This is a genomic window from Allobosea sp. MMO-172, assembly GCF_037147855.1.
Classification (GTDB): Bacteria; Pseudomonadota; Alphaproteobacteria; order Rhizobiales; family Beijerinckiaceae; genus Allobosea.
Genome location: NZ_JBBCUM010000011.1, coordinates 165771 through 189776 on the forward strand (window position 1 = coordinate 165771; position 24006 = coordinate 189776).

19 protein-coding genes, 1 tRNA gene and 3 pseudogenes are annotated in these 24006 nt (G+C 66.4%); 10 read left to right on the top strand and 13 right to left on the bottom strand.

All coding sequences use genetic code 11. The annotated features are described in order from the left end of the window. The first annotated feature begins 17 nt into the window (after positions 1-17). From WFK61_RS17395 to WFK61_RS17420, 6 genes and pseudogenes are all read left to right on the top strand, one after another. Positions 18-734 carry an amino acid ABC transporter permease gene (locus tag WFK61_RS17395; protein WP_336813339.1) on the top strand — a complete coding sequence of 239 codons (717 nt, stop codon included), beginning with the start codon at positions 18-20 and terminating at the stop codon, positions 732-734. A 3-nt stretch (positions 735-737) separates the two neighbouring features. Beyond that, positions 738-1400 (top strand): amino acid ABC transporter permease, encoded by a 663-nt coding sequence (locus WFK61_RS17400; RefSeq protein WP_336813340.1) that lies wholly within the window; start codon positions 738-740, stop codon positions 1398-1400. 56 nt (positions 1401-1456) lie between these two features. Continuing rightward, positions 1457-2185, top strand: a complete 729-nt coding sequence (locus tag WFK61_RS17405; RefSeq protein ID WP_336813377.1) for an amino acid ABC transporter ATP-binding protein — start codon at positions 1457-1459, stop codon at positions 2183-2185. A 1-nt stretch (position 2186) separates the two neighbouring features. Then, positions 2187-3164, top strand: coding sequence for a threonine/serine dehydratase family protein (locus WFK61_RS17410; RefSeq protein WP_336813341.1), 978 nt, complete (start codon positions 2187-2189; stop codon positions 3162-3164). A 53-nt stretch (positions 3165-3217) separates the two neighbouring features. Next, positions 3218-4429 carry a pyridoxal phosphate-dependent aminotransferase gene (locus tag WFK61_RS17415; RefSeq protein ID WP_336813342.1) on the top strand — a complete coding sequence of 404 codons (1212 nt, stop codon included), beginning with the start codon at positions 3218-3220 and terminating at the stop codon, positions 4427-4429. A 73-nt stretch (positions 4430-4502) separates the two neighbouring features. Then, a pseudogene (locus tag WFK61_RS17420) lies at positions 4503-5198 on the top strand (transposase); the annotation flags it as partial. A 90-nt stretch (positions 5199-5288) separates the two neighbouring features. On the opposite strand, the gene WFK61_RS17425 reads toward WFK61_RS17420, so the two are convergent. Then, complete coding sequence (locus tag WFK61_RS17425; protein WP_336813343.1) at positions 5289-5561, bottom strand: site-specific integrase; 273 nt, start codon at positions 5559-5561, stop codon at positions 5289-5291. Between the two features lie 25 nt (positions 5562-5586). Between WFK61_RS17425 and WFK61_RS17430 the strand changes: the two are divergent. Then, a pseudogene (locus tag WFK61_RS17430) lies at positions 5587-6132 on the top strand (IS3 family transposase); the annotation flags it as partial. Here WFK61_RS17430 and WFK61_RS17435 read toward each other — a convergent pair. The 3 genes from WFK61_RS17435 to recJ all read right to left on the bottom strand — a co-directional run bounded on the left by WFK61_RS17435 (position 6093) and on the right by recJ (position 9463). Next, a complete protein-coding gene (locus tag WFK61_RS17435; protein WP_336813344.1) occupies positions 6093-7385 on the bottom strand; it encodes a hypothetical protein in 1293 nt (430 codons plus the stop codon). The pseudogene WFK61_RS17430 and the gene WFK61_RS17435 sit on opposite strands and share 40 nt — an antisense overlap. 98 nt (positions 7386-7483) lie before the next feature. Next, positions 7484-7558 (bottom strand) — tRNA-Glu (locus WFK61_RS17440). A 102-nt stretch (positions 7559-7660) separates the two neighbouring features. Further along, positions 7661-9463: a single-stranded-DNA-specific exonuclease RecJ gene (recJ, locus tag WFK61_RS17445; protein ID WP_336813378.1), complete on the bottom strand. Its 1803-nt coding sequence runs from the start codon at positions 9461-9463 to the stop codon at positions 7661-7663. Between the two features lie 119 nt (positions 9464-9582). Between recJ and WFK61_RS17450 the strand changes: the two genes are divergently transcribed. Next, positions 9583-11238 (top strand): FAD-binding dehydrogenase, encoded by a 1656-nt coding sequence (locus WFK61_RS17450; protein ID WP_336813345.1) that lies wholly within the window; start codon positions 9583-9585, stop codon positions 11236-11238. Between the two features lie 71 nt (positions 11239-11309). On the opposite strand, the gene glpX is transcribed toward WFK61_RS17450, so the two are convergent. The 5 genes from glpX to WFK61_RS17475 all read right to left on the bottom strand — a co-directional run bounded on the left by glpX (position 11310) and on the right by WFK61_RS17475 (position 16218). After that, positions 11310-12308 (bottom strand): class II fructose-bisphosphatase, encoded by a 999-nt coding sequence (glpX, locus tag WFK61_RS17455; protein WP_306225558.1) that lies wholly within the window; start codon positions 12306-12308, stop codon positions 11310-11312. A 41-nt stretch (positions 12309-12349) separates the two neighbouring features. After that, the gene (locus tag WFK61_RS17460; protein ID WP_336813346.1) at positions 12350-13702 is read right to left on the bottom strand and encodes a homoserine dehydrogenase; all 1353 of its coding nucleotides are present in this window, start codon (positions 13700-13702) and stop codon (positions 12350-12352) included. A 60-nt stretch (positions 13703-13762) separates the two neighbouring features. Then, positions 13763-14194, bottom strand: coding sequence for a hypothetical protein (locus tag WFK61_RS17465; protein WP_336813347.1), 432 nt, complete (start codon positions 14192-14194; stop codon positions 13763-13765). A gap of 257 nt (positions 14195-14451) precedes the next feature. Further along, positions 14452-15672, bottom strand: coding sequence for an LL-diaminopimelate aminotransferase (locus tag WFK61_RS17470; RefSeq protein WP_336813348.1), 1221 nt, complete (start codon positions 15670-15672; stop codon positions 14452-14454). A gap of 183 nt (positions 15673-15855) precedes the next feature. Further along, on the bottom strand, positions 15856-16218 hold the full coding sequence (locus WFK61_RS17475) for a hypothetical protein (protein WP_336813349.1): 363 nt from the start codon (positions 16216-16218) through the stop codon (positions 15856-15858). A 115-nt stretch (positions 16219-16333) separates the two neighbouring features. Here WFK61_RS17475 and phaC point away from each other — a divergent pair, with 115 nt between their 5' ends. Continuing rightward, entirely contained in the window at positions 16334-18154 is a 1821-nt protein-coding gene (gene phaC / locus WFK61_RS17480) for a class I poly(R)-hydroxyalkanoic acid synthase (protein ID WP_442896319.1), read from the top strand. A gap of 47 nt (positions 18155-18201) precedes the next feature. Here phaC and aac(6') read toward each other — a convergent pair. Both aac(6') and WFK61_RS17490 read right to left on the bottom strand, forming a co-directional pair. Beyond that, a pseudogene (aac(6'), locus tag WFK61_RS17485) lies at positions 18202-18654 on the bottom strand (aminoglycoside 6'-N-acetyltransferase); the annotation flags it as partial. Positions 18655-18785: 131 nt separating this feature from the next. After that, entirely contained in the window at positions 18786-20141 is a 1356-nt protein-coding gene (locus WFK61_RS17490) for an OmpP1/FadL family transporter (RefSeq protein ID WP_336813351.1), read from the bottom strand. A 432-nt stretch (positions 20142-20573) separates the two neighbouring features. Here WFK61_RS17490 and WFK61_RS17495 point away from each other — a divergent pair, with 432 nt between their 5' ends. Then, positions 20574-21422: a fumarylacetoacetate hydrolase family protein gene (locus WFK61_RS17495; protein ID WP_336813352.1), complete on the top strand. Its 849-nt coding sequence runs from the start codon at positions 20574-20576 to the stop codon at positions 21420-21422. A 233-nt stretch (positions 21423-21655) separates the two neighbouring features. Here WFK61_RS17495 and WFK61_RS17500 read toward each other — a convergent pair whose 3' ends face one another. Further along, positions 21656-22756 (bottom strand): helix-turn-helix transcriptional regulator, encoded by a 1101-nt coding sequence (locus WFK61_RS17500; RefSeq protein WP_336813353.1) that lies wholly within the window; start codon positions 22754-22756, stop codon positions 21656-21658. Positions 22757-22858: 102 nt separating this feature from the next. Further along, a complete protein-coding gene (gene argC, locus WFK61_RS17505; protein ID WP_336813354.1) occupies positions 22859-23794 on the bottom strand; it encodes an N-acetyl-gamma-glutamyl-phosphate reductase in 936 nt (311 codons plus the stop codon). Between the last annotated feature and the right edge of the window lie 212 nt (positions 23795-24006).

Sequence of the window (24006 nt, forward strand, 5' to 3'; positions counted from 1 at the left end):
GCGGGGAAGAGCACGCCATGAACTATGCATGGAATTGGGGCGTCCTCTTCCAGTCCCCCTATCTGGAGTGGCTCGGCCAGGGCATCGCCATGACGCTGGCGGTCTCGATCGCCGCCTGGACCATTGCCCTCGGCCTGGGAACCCTGATCGGGATATTTCACAGCGGCGCTTCCGGCGCGATGCGCTTCGTCACCGGCTCGTACATCAATCTGTTCCGGAACGTGCCGCTGCTCCTGCAGATGTTCCTCTGGTTCTTCGTGGTGCCAGAGCTGCTGCCGAAGGCCGCGGGAACATGGCTGAAGCGGGGGCTGCCCTACCCTGAAATCGTGACGGCGATCGTGGCGCTGGGGTTGTTCACTGCCTCGCGCGTCGCGGTCCAGGTCGCCGCCGGCATCGCTGCCGTGCCCCGCGGCCAGTCGATGGCGGCGCGAGCTTCGGGGCTGTCCACGGCACAGGCCTATCGGCTCGTCCTGCTGCCCCAGGCTTTCAGGATCGTCGTTCCGCCGCTGACCTCGGAATTTCTGACGATCTTCAAGAACTCCTCCATCGCGCTGACCATCGGCGTCTATGAGCTGACGGCGCAGACCCAGCAGATTCAGAGCTTCACCTATCAGGGCTTCGAGGCCTTCACCGCCGCGACCGTCGTCTACATGGCGATCGCCCTGGCGGTGACGACGCTGATGACCGTCATCGAGCGCAGGGTATCGATCCCTGGCCCCGCCGCGAGGGGATGAGCAATGTCCAGCTTCGACATCTCGGTCATTCTCGACGCTTTACCCTTCCTGGCGAAGGGCCTCGGCCTCAGCCTCGGGCTGACCGCCGTCGCCATGATCGGCGGCCTGGTGCTGGGCCTGGTCATTGCCATCGTCCGCCTCTCGCGCTTCCGCGTTCTGGCGATGCTGGCCGCGCTCTATGTGAACGGCTTCAGGGCCGTCCCGCTGATCCTCGTGATCTTCTGGTTCTACTTCCTGGTGCCCCTCCTGCTCGGCCGGCCGGTCGGAGCGCTCTACTCGGTGCTGATCGCCTTCGTCATGTTCGAGGGGGCCTATTACTCCGAGATTCTTCGGGCCGGCCTGAAGAGCGTCCGGCCGGGGCAATGGCAGGCCGCGCAGGCCTCGGGCCTGACCTATCTCCAGACGGTCCGCCTCGTGGTGCTGCCGCAGGCGCTGCGCAAGATGGCGCCGCTGATGGTCACGCAGGGCGTCGTGCTCTTTCAGGATACGTCCCTGGTCTATGTCGTCTCCCTCCACGACTTCATGACCTCGGCCAGCATCATCGCAAACACCCAGAACCGCATCGTCGAGCTCTATGTGTTCGCCGCACTCGTCTACTTCGCCCTCTGCACCGCCGGCAGCGCCCTGGCGCAGCGCCTGAGCAGTGACCGGCAGCGCGCGCACTAGTGCCGCCGGTGACCCATTCCCCTGCAACGCGGGACAGCGTGAACGACATGGTCGAGATGATACGGATCGAAGGATTGTCCAAGAGTTATGGCGACGTCCCGGTTCTGCGGGACTGCAGCCTCGGAGTCACGCGCGGCGAAGTCGTGGTCATCTGCGGGCCGTCGGGCTCGGGCAAAAGCACCTTCGTCAAATGCATCAACGGTATCGAGCCGGTGCAGGCCGGACGCATCGTGATCGATGGTGAGGACCTCCCGTCCAAGCCCGCGGCAGCCGCCAGAATCCGCTCGCGCGTGGGCATGGTGTTCCAGCATTTCGAGCTCTACCCGCATCTCACTGTACTGGAGAACATCTGCCTGGCGCAGATCCACGTGCTCAAGCGGAGCCACAATGAAGCCGTGGAGAAGGCGCGCAGCCTGCTCCGGCGTGTCGGTCTCGCCGACAAGGAAGCAGCCTATCCGGCGCAGCTTTCGGGCGGTCAGCAGCAGCGCATCGCCATCGTGCGGGCGCTCGCCATGGACCCGGTGGCGATGCTGTTCGACGAGCCGACCTCGGCGCTCGACCCGGAGATGATCGGCGAGGTGCTGGCCGTGATGCTCGAGCTCGCCCGCGAGGGCATGACCATGGTCGTCGTCACTCACGAGATGGGCTTCGCCAAGGCCGCCGCCGACCGCGTCGTCTTCATGGATCGCGGCGAGATTGTCGAGGTCGCCGAAACCGCGCGCTTCTTCGCCGAACCAGCCTCGGAACGCGCTCGCCTCTTCCTCTCGCGCATCCTGGCCCACTGACATGACTGACCTGCCCCGCCCCAACCCCGACGACGTCCTCGACGCTGCGCGCGCCCTCGCACCCGTGGCGGTGCGCACGCCGCTGCTGCGCTCCCCCGCCCTCGACCGCCTGACCGGCGGCGAGATCCTGCTGAAATGCGAGAACCTGCAGCGCTCCGGGGCTTTCAAATTCCGGGGCGCCTATAACCGGCTCCATCGCCTGGATCGCGCACAGTTCCCGGGTGGCGTGGTGGCCTACTCGACCGGCAATCACGGCCAGGCCGTGGCGACGGTGGGCCGCATGCTCGGTATCCGCGCGACCATCGTCATGCCAAGCGATGCGCCCGCCAACAAGATCGCCAAGGTGCGTGAGAACGAGGGCGAGGTCGTGCTCTACGAACGCGGCCGGGAATCGCGCGAGGAGATCGCGGCACGCATCGCCGCGCGGGCCCCGGTCGCGATCGTGCCGCCGGGCGACGACCGCTTCGTCATCGCCGGCCAGGGCACTGCTTTCCTCGAAGCTGCCACGCAGGCCGAGGGCGAGGTCGATCTTGTCGTCGTGCCTTGCGGCGGCGGTGGGCTCGCGGCCGGAACCGGCCTTGCCATGGCGGCCGTCAGCAGCCCGGCTGAGCTCTGGGCGGCCGAACCTGAAGGCTTCGACGATACCAGGCGCTCGCTCGAAAGCGGTCGTCGCGAGGTCAACGAACGCATTTCCGGCTCGCTCTGCGACGCGTTGCTGGCGCCGACACCGGCCGAACTGCCCTTCGCGTTCAATCGCCACAAGCTGACGCGGGTGCTGACCGCCTCGGACGAGGAAGTGCTCGCCGCCATCCGGTTCGCCTTCGAACATCTGCGCCTCGTTCTTGAACCCGGCGGGGCGGTTGCGCTCGCGGCGCTGCTGGCGCGGCCCGAGGCTCTGCGTGGACGCCGCGCCGTGGTCATGCTCTCGGGCGGCAATGTCGAGCCGGAGGTTTTCCGCAGCGCGATCGCGCCTCGATAAGCGCGCCCGATCGCGCTCAATCGCTTCTTCCGTCAAACCCAACAGGAAACGCCATGTCCTCGCTCGCCAGCAAATTTGCCGCCCTCTCGACCGACAATGCCCCCGGCCAGGAGGTGCGGCGCTCAGATGCCGATATCCGCGCCCTGATGATCGGCGAGCCCCTGCCCGGCCGCGCGGTCGACTTCTCGCATGGCGACGTGGACGCCTTCCCCCCGCCATCCGACGCAATGGAGCATTTTGCGGAGGCTGTGCGGATCGGCGGGCGCCAAGCCTATACCGAGTATCGCGGCTCGGCCGATATCCGCGCCGAACTGGCGAAGCGGCTCGAGGTCTTCACTGGCGCCCCCGTTTCGACCGATGCCGGCATCATCGTCACGCCCGGCACACAGGGCGCGCTGTTTCTGGCGATGGCTGCGACCATCGCGGCAGACGACAAGGTTGCGATCGTCCAGCCGGACTATTTCGCCAATCGCAAGCTGGTGCAGTTCCTCGGCGGCGAGGTCATGCCTATAGCGATGGATTATCTCGGTGGCGGCGAAGGGGCGGGCCTCGACCTGTCGGCACTGGAGGCGGCCTTCGCCGCCGGCGCGAAGGTCTTCGTCTTCTCCAACCCTAACAACCCAACCGGAGCGGTCTACTCGCAGCGCGAGATCAGTCGGATCACCGATATGGCGAAGCGATACGGCGTCACGGTCGTCGCTGACCAGCTCTATTCCCGCCTGCGCTATGACGGCGAAAGCTATACGCATATCCGTGCGAACGGCCTTTCCGACGAGCAGTGCGTAACGATCATGGGCCCGTCCAAGACCGAATCGCTCAGCGGCTATCGCCTCGGTGTCGCCTTCGGCGCGCCGGCGATTGTCGACAGGATGGAGAAGCTGCAGGCGATCGTCTCGCTCAGGGCTGCCGGCTACAATCAGGCGGTGCTGCGCTCCTGGTTCGCCGAGCCGGCGGGCTGGATGGAGCAGCGGGTGAGCGAACATCAGCGCATTCGCGATGATCTGCTGGCGATCTTCACAGCCGCAGGCTTTCCGACCCGTTGCCCGCAGGCCGGAAGCTACGTGTTCCCGACCCTGCCTGCCTTGCGCATCATACCGCTCGATTTCGTCCGGCTGCTTCGCCAGCAGGCGAACGTCATCGTGACGCCGGGAACGGAGTTTGGCCCGCATCCGCACAGCATTCGCCTGAATTTCTCGCAGGACCGGAGCGCCGCCGTGGACGCAGCGCGCCGGATCGTCGAGATGGTCGAACGATACAAGGCTTAGTGAGTGCGTGGTGACCTGAGCCTCTGATCTTCCTCGATATTTGAGTAGAGTCCGTCATTCGCGGAGACGGACGATGCGCCCCTCACGGTTCACGGAAGGGCAGATCATCGGGATGCTGAAGGAGCAGGAGGCTGGAGCTGCGACGGCGGATGTCTGCCGCAAGCACGGCATCTCCTCGGCGACCTTCTACAAGTTCAAGGCGAAGTATGGCGGGATGGACGTGTCGGATGCGCGCCGGCTGAAGACCCTCGAGGACGAGAACGCTCGCCTCACCCGAAGGGCCGCGTAGCGAATAAGCTGCTTGCCGAGCAGATGCTCGACAACGCGATCCTGAAGGATGTCGCCGCAAAAAATGGTGACGCCCGATGCGAAGCGGAAGGCGGTGGCTCATGCCTGCACGGTGCATGCGGTGAGCCAGCGTCGGGCGTGCCTGGCCTTGACGATCGACCGCTCGACGGTGCGCTACACGAGCACCCGGCCGGACGATGCCCTGTTGCGCGAGGCGATGAAGGCCGTGGCAGGAGAGCGCCGGCGGTTCGGCTATCGCAGGATCCACATCATGCTGGACCGCCAGGGCATCGTGATGAACCAGAAGAAGCTGCGACGGCTCTATCGCGAAGAGAAGCTGTAGGTGCGCCGGCGTGGCGGCCGCAAACGGGCACTGGGCACGCGCAGGCCCATGCTCGTGCCTGATCGGGCCAATGCGCGCTGGAGCCTCGATTTTCTCTCCGACATGATCTCGGACGGTCGTCGCTTCAGGGTGCTCGCCAATCTTCGCGCGCGCCGCCTGTCGCTTGAACGTGTGCCGCCAGGCGTGGTTTGGGGAAATCGCCGGGTCGTTGACGCCAAGGTCGCGCACCTAATCCGCCAGCTTCTCTCGCGACTTCACCCAAGGGGCCTTTTTGGGATCCGTAACGTCCACTGTTTTCGCCCGCTGGGCGGCCGCGTCGTAGAAGAGGGGGCCATTACCGGCCTTATTCACGAACTCAACAAAGCCCTGCTCGATCAGATGCTCATGCAGCGGCACGGTACGGGCCTTGCCGCCCTTCACGGTGCCCGCTTCCGGCGTGATCTTGATGAGCCAGTACCCATCCTTGTGCTTCATCAGATCACCGCCGCGAAGCTGCGTCATCTCGCCGGGGCGGCTACCCGTGTATGTCAACCGGGTGTTCCACGCGCCGGCGCCCAACCGGCTCTGGGTCTCGGACTTCACCTACGTCTCGACCTGGTCGGGCTTCGTCTATGTCGCCTTCGTCATCGACGCCTATGCTCGGCGGATCGTTGGTTGGAGGGTGTCGCGGACGGCCCATGCCAGCTTCGTGCTCGACGCGCTGGAGCAGGCCCTGCACGAGCGACGGCCCGTCCATCGCGGTGGCCTCGTGCATCATTCCGACAGGGGTTCGCAATACGTCAGCATTCGATATACCGAGCGCCTCGCCGAGGCCGGTATCGAGCCCTCCGTCGGCAGCGTCGGCGACAGCTACGACAACGCTCTCGCCGAGACGATCAACGGACTCTACAAGGCCGAACTGATCCATCGGCGCGGACCTTGGCGAAGCTCCGAGGCAGTCGAGTTCGCCACGCCGACCTGGGTCGACTGGTTCAATCATCGCCGGCTGCTGGAACCGATCGGTAACATCCCGCCGGCCGAGGCCGAGGAGCGCTATTGCACGATGCTGGACGAGCCAGCCATCGCAGCCTGACTCAAACCAAACGACCTCCGGCCAACCCGGGGCGGTTCAACAGTGCGCGCCTTACCGCCCTTAACAGTGCCCGCCTCTGGGGTGATCCTAATCAGCCAGAAGCCATCCTTATGTCGCTTTACATCATCGCCGCGCAGCTGCGTCATCTCACCGGGGCGGCTACCCGTATAGGCGCAAAGCCATGGGACCCAGCGCCGGGCGGCAGCGTTGTAATGCGCCATCTGAGCAGGAGGCTTGGCCAAGGTGCCCCGGAGAATGATCTTCCACTCCTCCTCCATGAACTCCCTCTCGCGGACCTTCGGAGCTGCTTTCGGCACGGCTACACGGACTCCATCGAAGGGGTTCGCGGTGACCCTCTTATTGTCCAGCGCCCAGCCAAATACGACCCGCGACGCTCGCAGCCAGATGTCGTTGACGACCACGGCTGAGCGCTCGGGAGTTACAGGAACGTCCTTCCAATCCCGTGCGTCCTCTGCACTGACCTCTGCGATGTCTCGCCCTTTGAAGCGCGCCTCCAGTGCTTTGAAGACCGACCGCCACCGGTTAACCGTCGAAGCTGCTGGGTCCCTCTCCTTCACCCACGCCTCGAAGACAGCCCAGCATCCCATGCCGGCCAAGACCCGTGGCTTGAAGTCGGGGAACTTTGCCTCCCGAGCATCTGGTGAGTAGTCACCCCCACTTCGGCGACGTAAGGCAGCGAGGGCTGCGCTGTATTCAGGCTCCAGCGTATCAAGGAAGCGCTCTACGCCTTCCGGGTTCAGCACAATGCCCTTAGCCGCGAGGAAGGTTGCGACGGTCGCCAGCTCCATCAGAACAGCGCGTAGGTGACGCCGAACGTTGGGATGTTCCCTCCACGAGTCATCATCCTCGCGCTCGTCGACTGGGGCGTACCGCATGAGGGCGTCTTCCCAGCGGTCATGCTCAACGTCCCAGTCGCTCGCCTTTCCGAGCTCGTCCTCGTGCTGCGCTATGAACCAGCCATACCACTGGCCCGCCAGACCACGAGCCTCCCGGAAGGTCAGCGAGACGCCGCCGCCTGTCCGCTGAGCCTTCAGTCGCTCGATCCGCGAGGTAACTTCAGCATCCCAGTCTCGCAGTTCTTGCTTGGCCTGCCCCATCGATATGGACGCGGGCCGCCTGAAGCGCTCCTCCTGCGAGACACCGAACGCGGCCTTATACGCCAAGCGGACGGCCTCAGGGATGGCCTTGCGAGCAAACCAGTCGCCATTCTTGGCGCGGGTCAGGGATGTCATCGGGATGGTCACTTTGTAGCGCCCTCCATAGCAGGAAGGCGAGCAGAAGTCGTTGAAACGGAACAACTTCTTTCAGATCAAGCACTTCAGCGCAAGAATGGCGCGGTCTACGGGAATCGAACCCGTCTTCCCAGCGTGAAAGGCTGGTGTCCTAACCGATAGACGAAGACCGCTTTGCCGCGAACCGCCGGGGTTCGTGCCGAAGCGGGGCGAGGTATAGTAGGAGGCCTGCCGCTCCGCAAGCACCCGTTCACAAGAAAATAGCCGGCAGCCTGTCAGACCGGACGGGCAAGGTCGAGGATGCGCAATTCCGCCGTCTCCCGGCCGCCCCAGCGGTTCAGCGACAGCGTCGCCGCGAGATGCACCATCTCGCCCCGCGCAGCGAACAGGGCCTGGCCGAGCGGTTCCTGCGCCGCCCGGAAGGCGATGCCGCCGATGCTGGCGCCGTCCCCCGAGCGCAGCTTGATGCGGACATGGCCGCCGGAGCCGATCTCGACGGCATCGGTCAGGCGATGCGCCGGGAAGACGAAGACCGGCTCGGGGCTGCCGGAGCCGAAGGGGCCGGCCTTGTCGATCTCCGCGAGCAGGCGGGGCGTGGCGCCGCCCGCGCTCAGCGCGGCATCGACGAGCAGCGCTTCCGCATCGCCGGCCGCATCGACCTCGCGCTGCAAATGCTCATTGAGAAAAGTGTGGAAGGCACTGGCCTGCCCCGCCGCCAGTGTCACGCCTGCCGCCATGGCATGCCCTCCGCCCTTGACCGCATGCCCAGCCTCGACGGCCGCGCGCACGGCACGGCCGAGATCGACGCCGGCGATCGAGCGGCCGGAGCCGGTCGCGCCGCCCTCCCCGTTCAGCGCCAGCGCGAAGGCCGGGCGCCGGAAGCGCTCCTTGAGGCGGGCCGCGACAAGGCCGACGATGCCGGGATGCCAGTCGGCGCTGCCCGCGAGCAAGACCGGCAGCTCGGCCATGCCGGCGAGTTCGTGCTCGGCCTGCGAAACCGCCTCCAGCACCGCGAGGCGCTCGATCTCCTGCCGTTCCTGATTGAGGCGGTTGAGTTCGGTCGCGATCGTGCGCGCCTCGACCTCGTCATCGGTCAGGAGCAGGCGCGCGCCGAGCGCCGCATCGCCGATGCGACCGCCGGCATTGATGCGCGGGCCGAGCAGGAAGCCGAGATGCCAGGGCTGGATCGGCCCGTCGAGGCCGGAGACGTCCATCAGTGCGGCGAGCCCCGGCCGGGCGCGGCTGCGCATCATCGCCAGCCCCTGCCGGACAAAGGCGCGGTTGAGCCCCTGCAAGGGCACGACATCGGCCACCGTCGCGAGCGCGACGAGATCCAGCATCGCCAGCAGGTCGGGCTCGCCGCCGCGGCCCCAATGACCCTGCCGGCGCAGCGCGCGGCTGGTTGCGACCAGTGCCAGGAAGACGACGCCGGCCGCGCAGAGATGGCCGAGGCCGGAGAGGTCGTCCTGCCGGTTCGGATTGACCAGCGCCTCGACAGCCGGCAGCCGCTCCGGCGCCTGATGGTGATCGAGCACGACGACATCGAGGCCAAGCCGGCGCGCCTCCGCCAGAGGCTCCTCGCTCGTCGTGCCGCAATCGACCGTGACGAGCAGGGTCGCTCCCTCGCCCGCCAGCATGCGGATCGCCTCGCTATTGGGGCCGTAGCCCTCGATCAGGCGATCAGGGATGTGGATGCGCGGGCGGGCACCGGCCTGCGTGAGAAAGCCGGCCAGCAGAGCCGAGGAGCAGGCGCCGTCGACATCGTAATCGCCGAAGATCGCGACGCGCTCGCCCTTGATGCCGGCCTGCGCCAGGCGGGCGGCCGCGGCTTCCATGTCGGTGAGGACGGCCGGGTCTGGCAGCAGGTCGCGCAGCCTCGGCTCGAGGAACAGCGCGGCCTCCGCGGGCTCGACGCCGCGCGAGACGAGCAGGCGCGAAAGGATGTCGGACAAGCCCTCGCGCTGGGAGAGCGCTTCGGCCCGGCCGAGGCCTGCCGTGTCGAGACGATCGCGCCAGGGGCGGCCGAGCGCCGAACGGCTCACGCCAAGGAAAACACGGGACTGCTGCACCAGACTCATCGTGCCAACGGCGTCGCCCATAGCGGGCGCAAGGTCAACAAGCGTCGAACTTGGCCGGGCCCGGCAGCCCCGCCATAGTGCGACCAAGCCATCGGCAAAGGCGGCATCGCGGGGAAATCATGCAGCACGAAACCGATGTGGCGATCGTCGGCGCGGGGCTCTCCGGCCTCGTCGCGGCCTGCGAGATCGCGGAAGCCGGGCGCAAGGTCGTGCTGCTCGATCAGGAGCCGGAGCAGTCGCTGGGCGGACAGGCCTTCTGGTCTCTGGGCGGTCTGTTCTTCGTCGACAGCCCCGAGCAGCGGCGCCTGCGCATCCGTGATTCGCGCGCGCTGGCCCATGACGACTGGTTCGGCTCGGCCGGGTTCGACAGGCCCGAAGACGACTGGCCGCGGCGCTGGGCCGAGGCCTATCTCGATTTCGCCGCGGGCGAGAAGCGCAGCTGGCTGCATGCGATGGGCATGCGCTGGTTCCCGGTCGTCGGCTGGGCCGAGCGCGGCGGTTCTCTCGCCACCGGCCACGGCAATTCGGTGCCGCGCTTCCATGTGACCTGGGGTACGGGGCCCGGCGTGCTGGAACCCTTCCTGCGCCGGGCGAAGGAGGCCGAGGCGAAGGGATTGCTGTCATTCCGCTTCCGCCATCGCGTTACGGGGATCAGCCGAAGCGCCGGCCTGATCGAAGGCGTCGAGGGTGAGGTGCTGGAGCCGAGCAGCGTCGCGCGCGGTGAGAGGAGCGGGCGCGGCGTGGCCGGCGCGTTCAGTCTGAAGGCGCAGGCGGTGATCGTCACCTCGGGCGGCATCGGCGGCAATCACGAGCTCGTCCGGGCGAACTGGCCGGCGCGGCTGGGCCAAGCCCCTGCTCGCCTGCTCTCAGGCGTGCCGGATCATGTCGACGGAGCCATGCTCGGCGTGGCCGAGGCTGCGGGCGGGCGCCTGATCAATGGCGACCGGATGTGGCACTATGTCGAGGGCATCGCCAATTGGGCGCCGATCTGGCCGAGGCACGCCATCCGCATCCTGCCCGGCCCATCCTCGCTCTGGTTCGATGCGCGCGGCAACCGCCTGCCGGTACCGCTCTTCCCCGGCTTCGATACGCTGGGCACGCTCGAGCACATCATGAAGACCGGCCACGATTATTCCTGGTTCGTGCTGAACCGCAGCATCATCGCCAAGGAATTCGCGCTATCGGGCTCGGAGCAGAACCCGGACCTGACGGGCAAGAGCTGGAAGCAGGTGCTGGGCCGCGCCGGCGGCGGCGTGCCGGGCCCGGTACAGGCCTTCATGGACAAGGGCGAGGATTTCATCGTCGAGAGCGATTTCGGCCGCCTCGTCGCGCGCATGAACGAACTCACTGGCGAGCATCTGATCGATGAAGCGCATCTGCGCGGGCAGATCGAGGCGCGCGACCGGGCGCTGGCCAATCCGTTCGGCAAGGACCTGCAGGTCACGGCCTTGCGCGGCGCGCGCCACTATCTCGGCGACCGGCTGATCCGCACGGCCAAGCCGCACCGCATCTTCGACCCCGCGCATGGGCCGTTGATCGCGGTCAGGCTCAACATCCTGACGCGGAAATCGCTGGGCGGCTTGATGACGGACCTGTCGTCGCGGGTGCTGGACGATAGCGGCGAGCCGGTGCCGGGGCTCTATGCGGCCGGAGAGGCCGCCGGCTTCGGCGGCGGCGGGGTGCATGGCTACCGGGCGCTGGAAGGCACCTTCCTCGGCGGCTGCATCTTCTCGGGCCGCGCCGCCGGGCGGGCGGCGGCGGGCGGAGTCATTTGATTCCCTCTCACGTCATCCCGGACAAGCCGCGTCAGCGGCGCAGACCCGGGATGACTGCGTGAGGACAGTGCTCAATCCAGCTGGAACTTCGAGAACTCGCGGTGCTCGCCATAGATGCGGCGGACCGTGCCGGTGATCGAACGGTAGACCAACGTCTCGGTCTCGATGAAATCCTTGCCGAAGCGCACGCCCGAAAGCATGCCGCCATCGGTGACGCCGGTGGCGCAGACGATGACGTCGCCCGAGGCCATTTCCGACATGTCGTATTTCTTGTTCGGGTCCTTGACGCCCATGCCGGCCGCGCGCACGCGCTTCTCCTCGGTGTCGAGGATGAGACGACCCTGCATCTGGCCGCCGACGCAGCGCAGCGCCGCCGCAGCGAGCACGCCTTCCGGCGCGCCGCCGATGCCGAGATAGAGGTCGATGCCGGTCTTCTCGGGCTGGGTGCAGAAGATCACGCCGGCGACGTCGCCATCGGTGATCAGGCGGATCGAGCAGCCGGTCTTGCGGACCTCCTCGATCAGCTTGGCATGGCGCGGGCGGTCCATGATCAGCGTGGAGATCTCGTTCGGCTTGACGCCCTTGGCCTTGGCCAGCGCGTTGATGTTGTCGGCCGGCGAGGCGTCAAGGTCAATCACGCCCTTGGGGTAGCCCGGGCCGCAAGCGATCTTGTCCATGTAGACGTCGGGGGCATAGAGCAGGCTGCCGGCGCCGGCCATCGCCATCACCGCGATCGAGCCGGGCATGTCCTTGGCGCAGAGCGTGGTGCCCTCGAGCGGGTCGACCGCGATATGCACCTTCGGGCCCTGCTTGTTGCCGACCTTCTCACCGATGAAGAGCATCGGCGCCTCGTCGCGCTCGCCCTCGCCGATGACGATCTCGCCATCGATCGGCAGGCGGTTCAATTCACGGCGCATCGCATCGACCGCGGCCTGGTCGGCCGCCTTCTCGTTGCCGTGGCCACGCAGGCGAGCGGCGGCGACGGCGGCGCGCTCGGTGACGCGCACGAGTTCCATCGAGAGATAGCGCTCGATGATCTGGTCGGGGGAGATGCGGAGATCGACGGACATGAAAAGAGTCCCCTTGCAATGAGTTTGGCAGGTATGGCCGGTCAGGCCTGTTCCCGCTCTATGCGGATGACTTGCGGCGGTTCCGCGACATGGCCGTCGGCGGTGACCTTTTCGAGCGCGGCGCGGATCGTGGTTTCGCTGGTGGCATAGGTGATGAGCACGACCGGGACCGGCGCGCCGGAGCGGCCACCCGGATCGCGCGTCGCGGCCTCGGGCGAGCGACGCTGGACGATGCTCTCCAGCGAGATGTCGGCTTCGGCCATGCGGGTCGCGATGGCCGCGGCCGCGCCGGGGCGGTCGGCGACGGCGAGGCGGACATAGTAGCCGCCCTCATGACGCTGCATCGGCGCGCGCTTGGGCTCTTCCAGACGGGCGACCGGCAGGCCGAAAGGCAGGCCGGCAGTGCCGCGCGCGACATCGGCGATATCGGCGACGACGGCAGAGGCCGTCGGATCGCCGCCGGCGCCGGGGCCGACCAGCGTGATCTCGCGGACCGCGTCGGCATCGACGCTGACGGCATTGAGAACGCCCATCACCTGCGCGATAGCGGAGGATTTCGGCACCATGGTCGGGTGCACGCGCTGCTCGATGCCGGTCTTGGTGCGCTCCGCAACGCCGAGCAATTTAATGCGATAGCCGAGATCGTCGGCCATCTTCAGGTCGAGCGGCGTGATCGCCGAAATGCCTTCGACATGAATCGCTTCGGCGTCGATCTTCGTACCGAAGGCGAGGCTGGTGAGGATCGCAAGCTTATGGGCGGTGTCGAAACCCTCGACGTCGAAGGTCGGGTCCGCTTCGGCATAGCCAAGGCGCTGAGCGTCCTTCAGACAAGCCTCGAAGGTCAGGCCCTCCTGCTCCATGCGCGAGAGGATATAGTTGCAGGTGCCGTTGAGGATGCCGGAGATGCGGCTGACATTGTTGCCGGCCAGCGCCTCGCGCAGGGTCTTCACGACCGGGATGCCGCCGGCCGAAGAGGCCTCGAAGGCAAGCGCCACGCCCCTGCTCTCGGCGAGTTCGGCGAGCGCCACGCCGTGCGCGGCGAGCAGGGCCTTGTTGGCGGTGACGACATGCTTGCCGGCAGACAGCGCCGCCTCGACCGCCGCCTTGGCGGGACCGTCCGAGCCGCCGACCAGTTCGACCAGGCAGTCGATCTCGTCCGATTTCGCCAGCGCGACCGGATCGTCGAACCAGGTGAGCCCGCCGAGATCGACGCCGCGATCCCGGTTGCGGTCGCGCGCCGAGACGGCGGTGACGCGGATCGCGCGGCCGCAGCGCGCCGCCAGCGCGTTTTCCTGCCGGCGCAGGATGCGCAAGGTGGAGGCGCCGACCGTGCCGAGGCCGGCAAGTCCGATGCGCAGGGGCTGGGAGGCAGGCGAAAGAGGCACGCTGGTCATGCGCGCGGCGTCGCATGAGGTGCGGCGCGAGTCAACGTGGAAGCCTTGGCGAGACCGGCTTCAGCCGAAATGGCAGACGACCTCGGCGGCGACCCGTTTCACCTTGCCGTCCTCGAAACCGAGATAGATGCGCAGCAGATTGGTGCCGAAGGCGGTTGCCTTGATGGTGTGCAGCGCTTCGATCGTCGTCCCCTGGGAAACGGTGCTGTTCTCGACGGCGGGGGTCCAGAACCACGGCTTCGGGGGATCGATCGTGACTTCCGAGAGGACGCGCTCGGCATCGGCCCGGCCGGTTCCGACGGGGATGTAGCGCATGACGATCTCGGTGGCGTCGCGGGCGCATTCGCGGCCATTGGTGACGGCCAGAACATCCGAGACCAGCGCCGAGCGCGTCTGCGGAATGCGCCCCCGGGAGTAGTCGTAGGTCGCGACCAGGCAGATCAACGCGAAGACGGCGAAAGCGACGCCGAGCAGACGGCCTTTGCGTGACATGGAAGCGAGCCCCGGGCGCGATGCGGAGCCATCCGTCCGCATCGCATCGGTTCCCATGTTTTGCGGGCGCGGTCCAGAGCCAAGGATGTCGCTACCCCTGACCAGCTCACGCCGTCATCCCGGACAAGCGGCGAAGCCGCGCCGATCCGGGATCCATGCCGGAGCGCGACCGACAAAGGTTCAGGAATGAATCCCGGGTCTGCGCTTCGCTCCGCCCGGGATGGCCACCGCCTTTTATCTGGAGGCGAAAGGGAGCCCTACCCCGCCTTCGGCATCTGGATGACGTTGTGCAGCGTCGTGTCCGCCCCCTTGAGGAAGCGGCCGATATTGCGCGCGGCCTGGCGGATGCGTTGCTCGTTCTCGACGATGGCGATGCGGACATAGTCGTCGCCATGCTCGCCGAAGCCGATGCCCGGCGCGACCGCGACCTCGGCCTTCTCGATCAGGAGCTTCGAGAATTCGAGCGAGCCGAGATGGCGGAACTTCTCGGGAATCGGCACCCAGGCGAACATCGAGGCTTCCGGCGCCGGGAACTCCCAGCCGGCCTTGCCGAAGCTCTCGACCAGCGCGTCGCGGCGCTTGCGGTAAATCTCGCGCATCTCGCGGATGCAGTCGTCGGGACCGTTGAGGGCGGCTGCGGCCGCAACCTGGATCGGCGTATAGGCACCGTAGTCGAGATAGGACTTCACCCGCGCCAGCGCGGCGAGCAACCGCTCGTTGCCGACGGCGAAGCCCATGCGCCAGCCGGCCATGGAGAAGGTCTTCGACATCGAGGTGAACTCGACCGCGACATCGATCGCGCCCGGCACCTGCAGCATCGAGGGCGGCGGGTTCTTCTCGTCGAAATAGACCTCGGCATAGGCAAGGTCGGAGAGCAGGATCAGCTCGTGCTTCTTCGCGAAAGCGACGAGGTCCCGGTAGAAATCGAGCGAGGCGACATAGGCCGTCGGATTGGCCGGATAGCAGGTGACGAGCGCGATCGGCTTCGGCACCGAATGCATCATCGCCCGCTCCAGCGCCGGGAACATCGCCGGCGTCGGCTCCGCCGGGACGGAACGAATCACGCCGCCCGCCATCAGGAAGCCGAAGGCATGGATCGGATAGCTCGGATTCGGCACGAGCACGACATCGCCCGGCCCGGTGATGGCCTGCGCCATGTTGGCGAAGCCTTCCTTCGAGCCCAGCGTCGCGACGACCTGCGTGTCCGGGTTCAGCTTCACGCCGAAGCGGCGCTCATAATAATGCGCCTGGGCGCGACGCAGGCCGCCGATGCCCTTCGAGGCGGAGTACCGGTCGGTGCGCGGCTTGCCGGCGGTCTCGACCAGCTTTTCGATGACGTGCTTCGGCGCCGGCAGGTCGGGATTGCCCATGCCGAGATCGATGATGTCGACGCCCTTGGCGCGTTCGGCGGCCTTGATCTTGTTGACCTGTTCGAAAACGTAAGGCGGCAGGCGCTTGATACGGTGGAAATCGGTCATCTCGAACAGGTCCTTGGCCGCCGACGGGCGGGTTCACGATTGCGCCCGGATCACATCCTTGCGTTGAGGGTGCTTAGCACCGCATCTTTCGTCATGACAGAACAAACTACGCAAGTTTTTGCGATTCGTTGCATGTGCGAAGGCGCCCGCCCAAGCGGCCAGACATGCCGGCGGGGCCCGCCGTCAGTTCTGTGGAATCTTCGCCGGCTGCGGCGGCGGGGTTGCGCCGAGCGACTTGGCGGTGCTGCCGGCCGCCACATTGGCCTTCTGCTTGGCCTCCAGCGCGGCCTCGATCTTCTTGTAGTCCTCGACCGGCTTGCGCGGCGCCGTGCGTGTCACGCTCGTGCCGATGGGAACGTATTCGAGATCGGCAGGGCGGGTTTCCCGGACGAAAGTCTTGGATTCCTGCGGAGTCGTCGCCAGGCCCGCGGCCTCGGCCACGCCCTTGAAGCCCTCGTCGCTGCCGCAGCCGGCCAGGCTCATGCCCATCGCAACCAGGGCGGCCGACATCAGGAACGGCTTCTTCGCGGAGAATTCCATCGGCATCGGATCATCCAGGGGTTGTCGATTTTGCTTGGTAAAGCACAGCGGCTGCGTCCTTAATAGGACCAAAATAAAGCGCCATGCGCTATCCGATAATGACTGGGGGAAAGGGCTACAGATGAGCGGGAAAAGCGACAGGGCGAAGGACACCGCCGGCCCGGCCGAAGCCGCTGTCCCCGACTTCGACCAGTTCGCGCAGAATATGGGCCGCCTCGTCGAGGAATACGGCAAGGTCACCGCCGCCTATCTGAAACCGATCGAACGCGGCGAGGCCAAGACCGGCCAGGCCGACGAAGCCAGCGACATGGTCAAGACGCTCGGCCGGGTCGCCGAACGCTGGGTCAACGATCCCTCGAAGATCATCGAGGCGCAGGCTTCGCTGACCGGCGACTTCATGAACCTGTGGAGCACCGCCCTGAAGCGCGCCAGCGGCGAGGAGGTCGCGCCCGTGGCCGAGCCTGACAAGCGCGACGGCCGCTTCAAGGACCCCGACTGGACCAACCATCCGACCTTCGACTTCATCAAGCAGGCCTATCTGATCGGCTCGCGCTGGGCCGAGACGATGGTCGACAAGGCCGACGATCTCGATCCGCATACGCGCGAGAAGGCCCGCTTCTACATCAAGCAGATCGCCGGCGCCCTCTCCCCCACCAATTTCGTCGCGACCAACCCGGAACTCCTGCGCGAGACGCTGCAGCAGAACGGCGACAACCTCGTGCGCGGCATGAAGATGTATGCCGAGGATGTCGAGGCCGGCGGTGGCGAGCTCAAGATCCGCCAGTCCGACGCCAGCTCCTTCGAGGTCGGCGTCAATATCGCGACGACGCCGGGCAAGGTGATCTTCCGCAACGACATCATCGAGCTGATCCAGTACGCGCCCTCGACCCCGCAGGTGCTGAAGCGGCCGCTGCTGATCGTGCCGCCCTGGATCAACAAGTTCTACATCCTCGACCTCAACCCGGAGAAGAGCTTCATCCGCTGGTGCGTCGAGCAGGGGCTGACCGTCTTCTGCATCTCCTGGGTCAATCCTGACGCGCGCCACGCCGCCAAGGATTTCGAAAGCTACATGCGCGAAGGCATCTTCGCCGCGCTCGACACGATCGAGGAAGCGACGGGTGAGAAGAAGGTCTCGGCGATCGGCTACTGCGTCGGCGGCACGCTGCTCGGCGTGACGCTCGCCTATATGGCGGCGATGCGCGACAAGCGCATCGAGAGCGCGACCTTCTTCACCACGCAGGTCGATTTCTCGCAGGCCGGCGAGCTCTCGGTCTTCGTCGACGAGGAGCAGATCCGCGCGATCGAGGAACAGATGGCCCGGACCGGCTATCTCGACGGCTCGCGCATGTCGGGAGCCTTCAACATGCTCAGGCCGAACGATCTGATCTGGTCCTACGCCGTCAACAACTACCTGAAGGGCAAGGCGCCGACGCCGTTCGACCTGCTTTACTGGAACTCGGATTCGACGCGGATGCCGGCGGCGAACCACTCGTTCTATCTGCGCAACTGCTATCTCGACAACAAGCTCTCCAAGGGCGAGATGCGGATCGGCGGCAAGGCGCTCGACCTCAAACAGGTGACGATCCCGATCTACAATCTGGCGGCGCGCGAGGACCATATCGCCCCGGCCCAGTCGGTCTTCAACGGCTCGCAATGCTTCGGCGGGCCGGTCGAGCATGTCGTCGCGGGCTCCGGCCATATCGCCGGCGTCGTCAATCCGCCGGCCAAGGTGAAGTACCAGTATTGGACCAGCGGCCCGGCCAAGGGCCGCTATGCCGACTGGCTGGCCAAGGCGGACGAGCACCCGGGCTCCTGGTGGCCGCACTGGTTCGGATGGCTCGAAGCTCAGGCGCCGAAGAAGGTTCCAGGCCGCGAACCGGGGGGCGGCAAGCTCAAGGCGCTCGCCGATGCGCCCGGCACCTATGTGAAGGCGAAGGCCTGAGCCCTTCGCAGGCCACCCTCCCCGTTCAGGCGCCGCGCGTGTCGCGCGCCGACGGTCTTGCGGAAGAACACCACGCGTTCGGTCTCGACGAAGCCGAGCGCGCGATGGAGCGCCAGGCTCGCCAGGTTGTCGATCGCAGCGTCGGAGGCGAATTCCGCGCAACCGCGTTCGCGTCCCCACGCCTCGACGGCGTGGCAGAGCATCCGGGCGATCCCGGAGCGCCGATAGGGCTCAGCCACATAGATGCCTTCGAGGAAGACGACCGGCGACGTCTCGCAGCCATTGACGTAGTCGCTGCGCAGTGCGGCCTCGGCGAAACCGATGCAACGGCCCTCCGCCGTCAGGGCGACGCAGGCGAAATCACGGTCGCGGCCAGCGGACAGCGTCTCGGCCAGCTCCGCCCCATGCTGCTCCGCATCCTCATCGGGCCAGAGCTCGGCCCGGAGGGCCGCCCACTCGGAAAGATGCAGCCTTCCGGCGCGTTCGATCGTGATCGTCATTCCCTGCTCCAGACCGTCACGCAAAATGGGACTGCGCCCGCGCAGGAGACAGAATGGCGGGAAAGCCGGCGGGAAGACGGCAACAAAAAAGCCGGCCCGAAGGCCGGCTTTCATTGAGAAGGCGATGCCGCTCAGTTCTTGCGGACGACCGGGCGAACCGGGATCGTCTCTGTCGGGTTATCCCAGCGATAGGTGAGCGCCGCCGACACGATGTGAATCTGCGGCTGAGCCTCGGCTGCGTAGATGACTGCCCCCTGCTGCGGGTGAGCACCGGTGTAGTTCACGCGCGCCTTGTTCACATGGATGTAGGTGTAGCCGACGTCGAGATTGACCTTCTCCGAGAACTTGTAGCTCAGACCGGTCGAGAGCCAGAGGCGATCATTGTCGGAGATGTAGATCGTGCGGTTGGTGTCGTTCACCGCCGAGAGCTCGTAGCCGACACCGGCGCGAAGCGTCAGGTCGCGGTTGTACTTGTACTCGACGCCGCCCGAGAAGAACCAGGAGTCGTCATAGACGAAGTTCAGGCTGCTCACCGGCGTGCCGCTGAGCTGGCTGACGATCGGGATGCGGCGGAAGCGGCTCCAGTTCGTCCACTCGACGCCGAGATGGGCCTGCCACTGCTCGTTGATGACCTGCGACACGCCGAAGACGACGGAGTCAGGCAGGTTGAGGTTGGCCTTGACAGGCGTAATCACCGGAAGGCCAGGAGCGCCCATCAGCTTGCCTTCCAGCGTCTGACGGATCGAGGAGCGATAGCCGATACCGATATTGGTGCCCTGCCAGGGAGTGAGGTTCACACCGAAGCGGTAACCGAAATCGATGGTGTCGCCGTCGAGGATCACGTTGCCGGCCGTAGCACCCAGGCCGTTCGCCTGCTTCAGGTTGGCCTTGAAGTACTGGATCTGGAACGCGGCACCGATCGAGAGCCAGTCGGTGACCTGATAGCCGATGGTCGGCGAGACGTTGATCGAACGCACCTTGGCCGAGCGACCATAGCTCTGGGCTGCATTGAAGTTGTTCTCGGCCTTGGAGCGCAGGCCGAACGGCGCGCCGGTGGTCATGCCGATCCACAGGCGGTCTGTGAGCTGCCAGGCGGAATAAGACGCCGGAATGAAGGCGCCGTCGCCGCCGAGATTGCCGGTGCCGAGCGGGCTTCCGCCGCCAACCGCCGGGTGGGTATTCGGCAAGATGACCCCCGTCGGGGTCCTGACCTTGGTGTCCTGGGTCGGGGTATATTCCCCCTCGGGCAGCAGATAGGTGAAGTTCCACTGGCTGGTGCGGCCGGGGAACATGGTGATGGTCGCCGGGTTCCAGGCCATCGAACCCATGCCGATGCCGCCCGAGGCCGCGCCGGCATAGGCCATGCCGAGGCCTTCGGCGCTCTGGCCGCTGCGGATGGCGAAGGAACTCGCCGAGGCCGCTCCAGCCGCAAGGAGAGCGGCGAGCGAGACCGTGGCAGCTGCGGCGGTACGAACAAGGCCCTTCATCGAATCCATCCCGGTTCTTTGGTTCTTCGAGGCCAGATACCTCGCTTGATTCGAAGCATGGCCCGAGCCGTTTCCCGCCGCAATCCTGCTTCAGACGCCCCGGAATCGCCACACGGCCTCCGCAATTGCCCCCTCGGAGTGCCCAAACCGTTCAAAAACGATGAATTTCGGACATGCCCCGCCGAGATCGTTCAGAAACATATCGTTTATATAAGAACTATTGTCGATTTTGAGCGGTTCGGGCCTGCCGCCTGCCCCGCGATTTGATTTGCCGGAAACGTCGCTTTGGACGGCGCAGTTGCATTCAGGCAACAATTCCGTGACCCACGCTTTGCGGATACCCCATGCGCGATGACGGGCTTGTGTTTCCGGCCGGCATCCGATCAGAATCCCTCCCACCCAATTAGATCGTTTGAAACCGGGGGAAACACCTTGAAACTGCTCCGCTACGGCGCACCGGGCCAGGAAAAGCCGGCCCTCCTCGATGCCAAGGGCGGGTTGCGCGACCTGTCCGGCGTCATTCCCGATCTCGGCGGCAAGGCGCTGACCTCGGCCTCGCTCGCCAAGATCAAGGCGCTTGCGCCGGAATCACTGCCCCTCGTCTCGGGCTCGCCGCGCATCGGCGCCTGCGTCGCCGATGTCCGCAACTTCATCGCCGTAGGCCTCAACTTCGCCGATCACGCCGCCGAGACCGGCGCGGAGATCCCGAAGGAGCCGATCCTCTTCAACAAGGCCCCGAACTGCATCGTCGGGCCGAATGACGACGTGATCATTCCAAAGGGCTCGCAGAAGACCGACTGGGAGGTCGAGCTCGCGATCGTGATCGGCGATGGCGGCTCCTATATCGAGGAGAAGGATGCGATGGCTGCGATCGCCGGCTTCTGCGTCTGCAACGACGTCTCCGAGCGCGCCTTCCAGCAGGAGCGCGGCGGCCAGTGGGCCAAGGGCAAGGGTTGCCCGACCTTCGGCCCGCTCGGCCCCTGGCTCGTCACCACCGACGAGATCAAGGACATCCAGAATCTCGGCATGTGGCTCGAGGTCGATGGCGAGCGCGTGCAGAACGGCTCGACCAAGACGATGATCTTCGGCGCCGCCTATCTCGTCCACTATATCAGCCAGTTCATGCGGCTCGATCCGGGCGATGTCATCACCACCGGCACGCCTCCGGGCGTCGGCCTCGGCTTCAAGCCGCCGCGCTTCCTGAAGGGCGGCGAGGTCGTCACCCTCGGCATCGAGGGCCTCGGCGAGCAGAAGCAGAACTTCATCCCCTACAAGGGCTGAGACCGGCAGGGGCGCTTCGGCGCCCCTTTCCTTTTGGCGGCGCGCTGCCCGCGATCGGTCGATACCTGATCTGATGGCGCAAAGCGGAACGAAAAAGCGCTGCCGAAGCCGCTTGACCCAGCTTCGGCAGCGCAAGCCGATTGTCGCCTGTGGCCTTGCGGCCTCTCTTGAGAATCGTATTCTGGCGCGAGCACGCCCGTTTGCCATCCCCCAAATGGGGGCTTCCCTCGTTGTCAGCGCGGCCCGGCAGCGCTCTTCAACAGGCCGACCAGATCGGCCTGCCGGCGCGTGCCGGTCTTCGCAAGGATGCGCTTCAGCGTCGTGCGCGCCGTAGCTTCGGTCACGCCGAGGCGCAGGGCCGCGTCCCGCGGCGGGTGCCCGCCGGCGATGACGGCCGCCAGCCGTGCCTCGGCCGGTGTCAGGTCGAACAGGCCGGCGATGAGGCCGGCATCCGGCCCCGCCCCTGCTGCGACCGGTGTCGCGACGACGATGGCCCCGGCAAAGGAGAAGACATCACGCGCCCGGCCGCGCACCGGCGCGACATGCACCACCATCGGGCTCTCGCCGCGGCTGGACGGAACGGGCAGCGAGCGAACCAGCTGAGGCAGATCCGTTCGCGAGAACCCGGCGATCACCGCAGCCAGCATCTCGTCGGCCGGGGCATGGGCCATGGTCAGTCGAGCCGCGCGATCGAGGAAGACGCCCGGCATCAGATCCTGGAACAGCGCATTGGCATCGAGCACATGGCCGCGCAGGCTCAGCACTGCGGCCGGCAGCCCCATCATCTCGAGCGCGTGGGAAGCGGCGCGCGCACGCTCCATCGCCAGCCGGCGCCCGAGCAGCCCTGCCCGGGCGAAATGCGGCCGCAGCCGGTCGAGCGCGGCGATGGCCTGCCCATCGACGGTGCCTTCGGCGAAATTTCGTTCGCAATGAACGATCGTCGTATCGCCGGTGGGCGCCCCGATCACCGTCGCCACCCCCGATCCGTACCCGGCCGGAATCAGGTGCTCCTGATAGACGGGCTCCCGCGCGATCTCGTCGCGGCTGAAGACGTCCTCATCGGTGATGAAGCCTTGCCGGCCATGCACGAGCAGGCGCTGTGCCCGCTCGTTCACCGGCAACGGGATGCGGCGCAGCACCTCTTCGTAATTCGCGCAGAACTCCGGCGAGGAGGCGAGAAGACGGACCTCGTCATGCAGCACGGTCCCGAGCAGCGCCTCCCGGCACTGGGCGATCCGCGCGGTATCGCGCAGCACCGCCGCCCAGCCTTCCGGCACGATCGCGGCTTCATAGATGCCGTCGATCAACGCATTCTCGAACTCGCTGCCCGTCACGTCGCTCTCTCTCGCGGGATGATCAATCTATCCCGCGAGAGGCGAAAAAGTCTCGTCAAAAGACAGGCTGAACCGGGGCTTGATGCCCCGATGGAAGTTCGATCAGCCCTCGGGCAGGCGGAGCATGAGGCGGATGTTCTGCACCGCCGCGCCGGACGCGCCCTTGCCGAGATTGTCGAGCCGCGCGACCAGCACCGCCTGGCCGAGATCGTCCTGCCCGAACACCGTGAGCTCCAGCTTGTTGGTGTCGTTCAGCGCTTCAGGCTCGATCTTGCCGCTCTTGCCGTCCTGCGGGAGGACGCTGACATAGGTCGAGCCAGCATAGCGCTCCGCCAGCGCGTGGTGGAGATCGGCGGTGCTCGGCCGGCCCGGCAGCGTGTCGAGATGCAACGGCACCGAGACCAGCATGCCCTGCCTGAAATTGCCGACGGACGGCACGAAGATCGGCCGCCGGGTCAAACGGGCATAGGCCTGCAACTCCGGCAGGTGCTTGTGACGCAGGCCGAGGCCGTAAAGCTCGAAGGCCGGCGCGACGCCGGTCTCGAAATCCTCGATCATCGACTTGCCGCCGCCGGAATAGCCGGAGACCGCATTGACGGTGACAGGGTGATCCTGGGCCATCAGCCCGGCATCGACGAGTGGGCGCAGCAGCGCGATGGCGCCGGTGGGGTAGCAGCCGGGATTGGCGACGCGATCGGCCCTGGCGATCTTCTCGGCATGGCCGTGCTCCAGCTCGGCGAAGCCATAGACCCAGCCCGGCGCGACGCGATGGGCGGTCGCGGCATCGACGATCTTGGGGGCGTCGGAGCCGAGCTGATCGGCCAGCGCGACCGATTCCTTCGCCGCATCGTCGGGCAGGCAGAGCACGACGAGATCGACGCTCGCCATCATGTCCTTGCGGGCGGCGGGATCCTTGCGCTTGTCGGGGTCGATGCTCTTGACCGCAACCTCCGGCACCACGGCCAGACGCTCGCGGATGCCGAGACCGGTCGTGCCGGCTTCGCCGTCGATGAAGATGCTTTTCAGGTTCTGGCTCATCGGGATCCCCGGTGGCTGGGCAGCCGAGTTGGCTAAAGGCATAAAAAAACCGCGCTCGATGGCGCGGTCGCGGGCGTTCGGACGTCAGCCGAGCGTCATCGCGGGCGCGCCGGAGCGGCCTGGACAGGGCGACGTCGGATGAGGCTCGTCATCATGGCACCGTATATGTTCGCGCTTGGGCGAGGTGTCAATCATAGCTTTGGAGCAGGCGT